Annotated in this window: 1 protein-coding gene; it reads left to right on the top strand. The window is 63.8% G+C overall.

The features are described 5' to 3' along the window. On the top strand, positions 1-505 hold a 505-nt coding region (locus KHC28_RS19290), incomplete at both ends, for a DDE-type integrase/transposase/recombinase (protein WP_214010016.1).

A 505-nucleotide genomic window follows, 5' to 3' on the forward strand; every position in this document is an offset into this window, starting at 1 on the left:
AGATGCCAATGGGGCGAGCCGACGAGGCGGCCCTGACCGCCGACATCATCGCGCTGGCCACCCAGTATGGGCGCTACGGCTACCGGCGCATCACAGCCCTTCTACACAGGGCGTGCTGGGTGGTGAACGTGAAGCGCGTGGAGCGGATCTGGCGGCGGGAGGGGCTCAAGGTGCCGCACAGGCAGCCGAAGAAGGGCCGTCTCTGGCTCAACGACGGCTCCTGCATTCGGCTGCGACCGGAATATCCCAATCACGTTTGGTCCTACGACTTCGTCGAAGACCGTACCCATAATGGCAAGAAGTTCCGCATGCTGAACGTGATCGATGAGTTTACGCGGGAGTGCCTGGCGATCCGCATCGACCGCAAGCTCAACTCGACCACGGTCATCGATGTCCTATCGGACTTGTTCGTGCTTCGGGGCGTGCCGGGACACGTACGTTCCGACAACGGCCCGGAGTTCATCGCCAAGGCCGTCCGGGACTGGATCGCCGCGGTCGGCGCCAG

The organism is Ancylobacter sonchi (assembly GCF_018390695.1).
Lineage (GTDB): Bacteria > Pseudomonadota > Alphaproteobacteria > Rhizobiales > Xanthobacteraceae > Ancylobacter > Ancylobacter sonchi.